Origin of the sequence: Asaia sp. SF2.1 (assembly GCF_000505765.1) — a bacterium.
GTDB classification, from domain to species: Bacteria; Pseudomonadota; Alphaproteobacteria; order Acetobacterales; family Acetobacteraceae; genus Asaia; species Asaia bogorensis.
In genome coordinates this window covers 153,929-160,030 of record NZ_AYXS01000049.1, presented here as the reverse complement: position 1 = coordinate 160,030, position 6,102 = coordinate 153,929, and the positions used below count along the sequence as shown (strand labels likewise).

Here is a 6,102-nt window from a genome sequence, read left to right as displayed (position 1 = left end):
CGATCACCGGAAGAGCCGTCAGCGAACCACCGCCGAACTCGTCGGACATCTTGGCGGCGCGCTCGAGCAGACGCGAGTGCAGATAGAACACGTCACCCGGGAAAGCCTCACGGCCCGGCGGACGACGCAGCAGCAGCGACATCTGGCGATAGGCCACAGCCTGCTTGGACAAATCGTCATAGCAGATCAGGGCGTGCATGCCGTTGTCACGGAAGAACTCACCCATCGAGCAGGCCGAGTACGGTGCAAGATACTGCATCGGTGCCGGGTCAGACGCTGTGGCGGCGACGACGATGGAGTATTCCATCGAGCCTTCTTCCGTCAGCGTACGAACAAGGTTTGCAACGGTCGAACGCTTCTGGCCGATAGCGACATAGATGCAGTAAAGCTTCTGCTTCTCGTCACCCGTGGCGTTGACAGGCTTCTGGGCCACGATGGTGTCGATCAGAATGGCGGTCTTGCCGGTCTGACGGTCACCGATCACGAGTTCACGCTGGCCACGGCCAATCGGCACCAGGGCATCGATCGCCTTGATACCGGTCTGCATCGGCTCGCACACGGACTGGCGCGGCATGATGCCCGGAGCCTTCACTTCGGCGCGCTTCATGACGACGTCGGTCAGCGGGCCCTTGCCGTCGATCGGGTTGCCGAGGGCATCAACAACGCGACCCAGAAGCCCCTTGCCGACCGGCACTTCAACCACTGCGCCCGTACGGGTGACGGTGTCACCTTCACGGATGCCATCGCCATCACCGAACACGACGATACCGACGCTGTCCTCTTCGAGGTTCAGCACCATGCCGCGGTCGCCCGTAGCCTGGAAATCGACCATTTCGCCGGACATGGCATTCGACAGGCCATAGACGCGCGCGATACCGTCACCGATGGACAGGACGGTGCCCGTCTCGGAGACCTGCGCTTCGTCATTGAAGGACGCGATCTGCTGCTTGAGGATGTCCGAAATCTCTGCGGGACGGATATCCATCACGCGGCTCCCTTCATGGCATTCTGGATGCGGGTCAGACGCCCGCGAATGGAGGTATCAAAAAGCTTGGCGCCAATCTGCACGACAAGGCCACCGATCAGCTCAGGCTGAACGCGCTCGATCATGGAGACACGGGCATAGCCCGCCTCGGCCAGGCGAGTCTGCAAGGCGCTGCGCTGACCAGCCGTCAGAGGCTGCGCGCTGCGCACTTCGGCAATCGTCTCGCCACGACGCTTGGCGTCGAGGGCAAGAACGGCACCGAGAATTTCATCAATACGTGATGCACGACGGTTGCGTGACACCACACCAATAAAGCGCTTGAGCGTCTCGCTGAAGCCCTGCGCCTTGAGAACAGCTTCCAGGCCCTGGCCTGCCTGGCGGGAATCGAGGCTCTGGTCGGCCAGAAATTCGCGCAGTGCCGCACTTTCCGCAATCAGCTTGCGCAGGGCGCGCACCTGATCCAGCACTTCAGGGAGCACCGATTTCTCTTCAGCATATTCATAGAGCGCGAGAGCGTAGCGTTGCGCCATGCCCCCCGACGCATCCATGCTGACCTGCGGTGCCTCGGCTGTTTCGACCACTGTCACGTCCGGCGTTCCCACCCCAATTACACAAACATCCTGATGACCATCGCGACCATAGTGCAGGGCATGTGCCCATCGCATCGTTCATGGAACCGATTGATCATGACTCAGATAACGAGACTGTTCGTCCCGATTCCGCAATAACGGATCAGGCCTCGCGGGGCGTCTAGCACGCAGGCCGCGCCAAGTGCAACTGACACTCTAGGCCACGAGGCGCTGAAATCGCCGCCTTGCCTCTCTTCTGGCGGGGAGCACCTGCCCAAACACCGCCCCTGCCCGGTCCTGCGCCCATGCAGGCTCAAAGCAGCGTCATGACTCTCTCGCGTGGACACCCGATGCCAGACCGGTTCGTTCCCGAGGTTGCACTTATGCGTGTGATTTTGCCAAAACCCCGCCACCACCCCCAACTGAGAGCCAAAGGCCCCCTTACCTGATGTTTGCCGCTTACCTTGCCCGCCCTCTACCCTGTCGCCGCACGCTGTCTTCTATTTCGATTCTGGCAGCGATGATGCCCTTCACGGCTTTCGCCCAACCCGAGATGCCATCGGTCGAGCAACCTGCCGGTGTGCCTTACTGGGATAACTGGACTGATGAGCAGGGTGTGAGCCATCTCACGAAATGCAAGCTGAAGAATTTTACCCTGAGCCGCCTTGCTGCCCACGCCGATCCGCAATGGGTGAACCATGCCCAGCAGGGTGAGGCGCGCATGGTGACCAGCATCCAGCCCGCCCACTGGAAGGGTGGCTGGCACGCCCCCGAAAGCGTGCAATGGATCATCCCCATTCAGGGTGTGTGGTTCGTGCAAAGCATGGATGGCACGCGCGTCGAGCTGAACCCCGGCGACGCTCTTCTCAGTGAGGATATCGGGGCAAAGTCCGATGCACAGGGCCATGCAGGCCATCTGTCCGGGAATGTGGGCGACGCGCCGGTTGCCCTCATGATCACGCAGTTTGCCTCGGCCCATGCAAGCCACAGACCCTGCGCGACCGAATGACAGGCGACATGCATCAGCCCACGGCAGGGCGTGAGAGATTAGCTTGAAAAAGACTGATTTTCCGGGAGGGATATCGGCTGGAGCGGGCGAAGGGAATCGAACCCTCCTCAGAAGCTTGGAAGGCTACTGCATTACCACTATGCTACGCCCGCGCTTCAGCTGATGGCTCTCCCTAACGCTGATCCCGCGTTGAAGCAAGAGACAGTTTTGCTCGAAAAACTGCAAATGATCTCTTGACTTAAAAGCCCGAGCGCCGCATTACGCCGCAAGTGGTCTCGTCATGACCCAACCCGACTGGATGTTTCATCCTCGACGGTTGACCAGGCGGACGACGCTAGGGGTGTAGCTCAATTGGCTAGAGCGCCGGTCTCCAAAACCGGAGGTTGAGAGTTCGAGACCCTCCGCCCCTGCCACCACGCCGCAGCCGCTGGTTTACTCCAGCGAGCGGAGTCGGGCGCGGTATTCCGCCACGCGCGGCTTTCTGAAGAATATGAGGATGACGGTGTCGGTCACTACCCCAAAACACGGGTCCCAGCAGTCTTCGCCCTCCAAGGGAGGCGCTTCGAAAGACGCCCCGAAACCCTCGTCCAAACCAGCCGTTCGTTTCAATCTGGTTCAGTACCTGAAGGACGTACGTACGGAAGCGACCAGGATCACCTGGCCAACACGCCGTAACACGCTGGTCACCACGGGCGCCGTCCTTGCCATGGCTGCCCTTACCTCAGTTTTCTTTTTCGTTGTCGACCAGGTCATCGGGCTTGGCGTGCGCGAACTCTTTGGCGTTGGAGGCTAAGACGAACAACCATGGCTAAGCGTTGGTACGTCGTGCATGTCTATTCCGGGTTCGAGAAGAAGATTGCGACCCACATCAAGGAACAGGCAGCCCAGAAGGGTCTGAGCGACCAGTTCGAGGAAGTGCTGGTTCCGTCAGAGGACGTCACCGAGGTTCGTCGTGGTCGTAAGATCAATGCCGAGCGCAAGTTCTTCCCCGGTTATGTGCTGGTGAAAATGGAACTAACCGATGATGCATGGCATCTGGTCAAGGACACACCCAAGGTCACCGGCTTTCTGGGAACGCGCAATCGTCCCTCGCCCATTACCGAAGCCGAAGCCGAGCGTATGCTCAAGCAGGCGGAAGAAGGTGTGGAGCGTCCGCGTTCCGCGCTTACCTTCGAGATTGGCGAGCAGATCCGCGTGGCCGATGGCCCGTTCACCTCTTTCAATGGCGTTATCGAGGAAGTGGACGAAGAACGTTCGCGCCTCAAGGTCAGCGTCTCGATCTTCGGTCGTTCCACCCCGGTGGAGCTGGACTATACACAGGTCGAAAAGCTCTGATCATCTCTCGATAGACAAAAAAAACCGCCCCCGAAAGGAGGCGGTTTTTTTGTGTCCTCTGCCGCTGGCCAGGCAAACCTGTCTCCCCAACGGAAGCGGGGCAAAGCCCCGCTTACCCTCAGGGCGTGATCGGCAATACCGGCAGAGCGCGGATTTTCTGCGCAGCCAGATCGGCGAGCTGACCGGTTAACGTACTGAGCCCCGCCACGAGCGTGTTGGCCCGTTTGTTGTCCAGATGGGCCTGAAGCTGCACCGGCACAGTGAGGTTGGGGCCGATGCCCGGCTTGTCGCCATGCACCGAGAGCGATCCCGTCAGCAGGGCGTTGCCCTGCTGATCCGCGTTGAACGCCGTAATCGTGACTTCAACAAAGGCCTGCGCCTTGGTCGAGACGGCATCGTTCTGCGCGAAGACCGTACTGCCCGGCAGGCGCTGGGCCAGATCATGCGTAAGCACACGGCCAATCATGTCACCGATCGGCTCGCTCCACGCATTTCCCTTGGCAATTTCCAGCTTGTAGTCCTTGTCCTGTCGCACGATTTCATCGCGATCGAGGCTGGCCGTTACAACCGGGGTTCGCACTTCGACCGTGACCGGCCCACCAGATTGGGCCACACCGGGAACAGACGCCACAGAATAAAGCGTCGGGTCGCTGCCACAGGCGGTCAGTGCAGTACCCATGACACCCAGCATCAATGCGCTAGCGCATAGTCGAGGCATCACGCGCCCCACCGACCGGGAACGCGATTGACCGAGGAGAGGGAAGGAAAAAATCTGCACGTCAGTGGCGTCCCGTAATCAAGGCTGAAGGATGATGGTTGAGATAATCCGTCAGGAAACGAATGGAGCGTGCGGCCTGGCTGAGCTGCGTGATCATGGCCTGCAGATCCCGGTGGAAATCGGTATCGCCGCCATAGCTTGCGAGAACGGTTTGCGCATTTTTGAGTGTGCCCTGCAGGGCGTCGCTCATGGCAGGAAGCTTCTTGAGAAGCGGCTTCATCCCTTCGCTCGCATTCTGGGTCAGTTCCGAGATATGACGCAGTGAATCGCGCAGCGCGACGATCGACTGCTTGACCTCAGGGCTGGCCAGACGCTGGTCCGCGTGGGCCAGGAGATCATTCAGATGCTCGCCAATCTGGGTGAGGGGCATGGCGGCCACCTTATCCATAGTTGTGGCAGCTGAAGCCATGATGCCGTCAATCCCGCCAGGCTGGCTCGGGATAATGGCTACATCATCCTCATAGGTCAGCGACGCAGGCTTGGCGTTCTTGACGAATTGCAGACCGATCATCGATTCGCCCGTCAGGAAGCTGGCGCTCTCGACTGAAGCGCGCATCCCCTTGGCAACGAAAGCCTCCAGCAGCTTGTGCTGCGAGTCCCGCGATGTTTCCTCGCTGTTCAGAACGCGCTCGGGCTCAAGCTCCATTTCCACGCGTACCCGTGCTGTGGCGTCCTGCTCGTTCACCTTGAGTGAGACATCGGTCACACTGCCCACCTGGATACCGAACATACTGACCGAAGCTCCGGACGTCAGTCCCTTCACTGAACTGTCGATATAGGTCGCTGCCTTCACACGCTGATGATAACGCGCATTGTCGGCTTCAGCTTGGCTTGCATAGAGACGGAATACCGAGTTGGCCGGTGCCTGCGGGGCATCGACTTTCAGGCGGCGCGTCGGAAGGCCAAAGGCCACACCACCGGAGAGGAGCGCCTGAAGTGACGTCAGCTGGACCTTGAGGCCACCGGCACCGAGCCCCACCTGCACGCCCGAGACGTTCCAGAAACGCGAATCGGTGCGAAGGTAATGGTCATAGGGCGATTTGACGAAAACTTGGACCATGATCGGCCCCTCGCCCCCCGGCGGCATGGTGTAGCCAAGAACCTCGCCTACAGACATGTCGCGGAAGAATACGGGAGCCCCTTCACCGATGGACCCCAGCGTCGGCGTGACCAGCATGAAGGTGGAGCCGGGCTGGTCGGAACGCACACCGGGTGCGGCTTCGAGCCCTGTGAAGTTGGTCTCATAGCGACCACCCTTCTCACCCGGATCGATTGCGATATAGGCCCCTGAAAGCAGGGTTTCGAGCCCGGTAATGCTGGCCCCATTGATGCGGGGTCGCACCACCCAGAAGCGCGTATGATCGGTCAGGATGTCTTCCGTGTCCCCGTTCATGCGCACATGAACGATCACACGGCGCATGTCCGG

General features: G+C 60.1%; 7 protein-coding genes and 2 tRNA genes. 4 read left to right on the top strand and 5 right to left on the bottom strand.

Translation table 11 applies throughout. From position 1 onward, the window contains the following. Positions 1 to 985: F0F1 ATP synthase subunit alpha (gene atpA / locus P792_RS39395; RefSeq protein ID WP_035440797.1), on the bottom strand; the 985-nt coding region annotated here is incomplete at its 3' end. Further along, positions 985 to 1,533 (bottom strand): ATP synthase F1 subunit delta, encoded by a 549-nt coding sequence (atpH, locus tag P792_RS34345; protein ID WP_031241589.1) that lies wholly within the window; start codon positions 1,531 to 1,533, stop codon positions 985 to 987. The genes atpA and atpH, both read right to left, overlap by 1 nt. A 469-nt stretch (positions 1,534 to 2,002) precedes the next feature. Here atpH and P792_RS34340 point away from each other — a divergent pair, with 469 nt between their 5' ends. Next, positions 2,003 to 2,563, top strand: coding sequence for a hypothetical protein (locus tag P792_RS34340; protein WP_051395965.1), 561 nt, complete (start codon positions 2,003 to 2,005; stop codon positions 2,561 to 2,563). Between the two features lie 78 nt (positions 2,564 to 2,641). Here P792_RS34340 and P792_RS34335 read toward each other — a convergent pair. Next, positions 2,642 to 2,715 (bottom strand) — tRNA-Gly (locus tag P792_RS34335). A 184-nt stretch (positions 2,716 to 2,899) separates the two neighbouring features. On the opposite strand from P792_RS34335, the gene P792_RS34330 reads away from it, so the two are divergent. The 3 genes from P792_RS34330 to nusG all read left to right on the top strand — a co-directional run bounded on the left by P792_RS34330 (position 2,900) and on the right by nusG (position 3,898). After that, positions 2,900 to 2,976 (top strand) — tRNA-Trp (locus tag P792_RS34330). Positions 2,977 to 3,059: 83 nt separating this feature from the next. Beyond that, positions 3,060 to 3,356, top strand: a complete 297-nt coding sequence (gene secE, locus P792_RS38080; protein ID WP_081866850.1) for a preprotein translocase subunit SecE — start codon at positions 3,060 to 3,062, stop codon at positions 3,354 to 3,356. An 11-nt stretch (positions 3,357 to 3,367) separates the two neighbouring features. After that, complete coding sequence (gene nusG / locus P792_RS34325) at positions 3,368 to 3,898, top strand: transcription termination/antitermination protein NusG (protein WP_023979810.1); 531 nt, start codon at positions 3,368 to 3,370, stop codon at positions 3,896 to 3,898. A 118-nt stretch (positions 3,899 to 4,016) separates the two neighbouring features. On the opposite strand, the gene P792_RS34320 is transcribed toward nusG, so the two are convergent. Beyond that, the gene (locus P792_RS34320) at positions 4,017 to 4,577 is read right to left on the bottom strand and encodes a membrane integrity-associated transporter subunit PqiC (RefSeq protein WP_235075536.1); all 561 of its coding nucleotides are present in this window, start codon (positions 4,575 to 4,577) and stop codon (positions 4,017 to 4,019) included. Between the two features lie 100 nt (positions 4,578 to 4,677). After that, positions 4,678 to 6,102, bottom strand: a 1,425-nt coding sequence (locus P792_RS34315) for an intermembrane transport protein PqiB (protein ID WP_035440793.1), incomplete at its 5' end; no start/stop codon positions are given.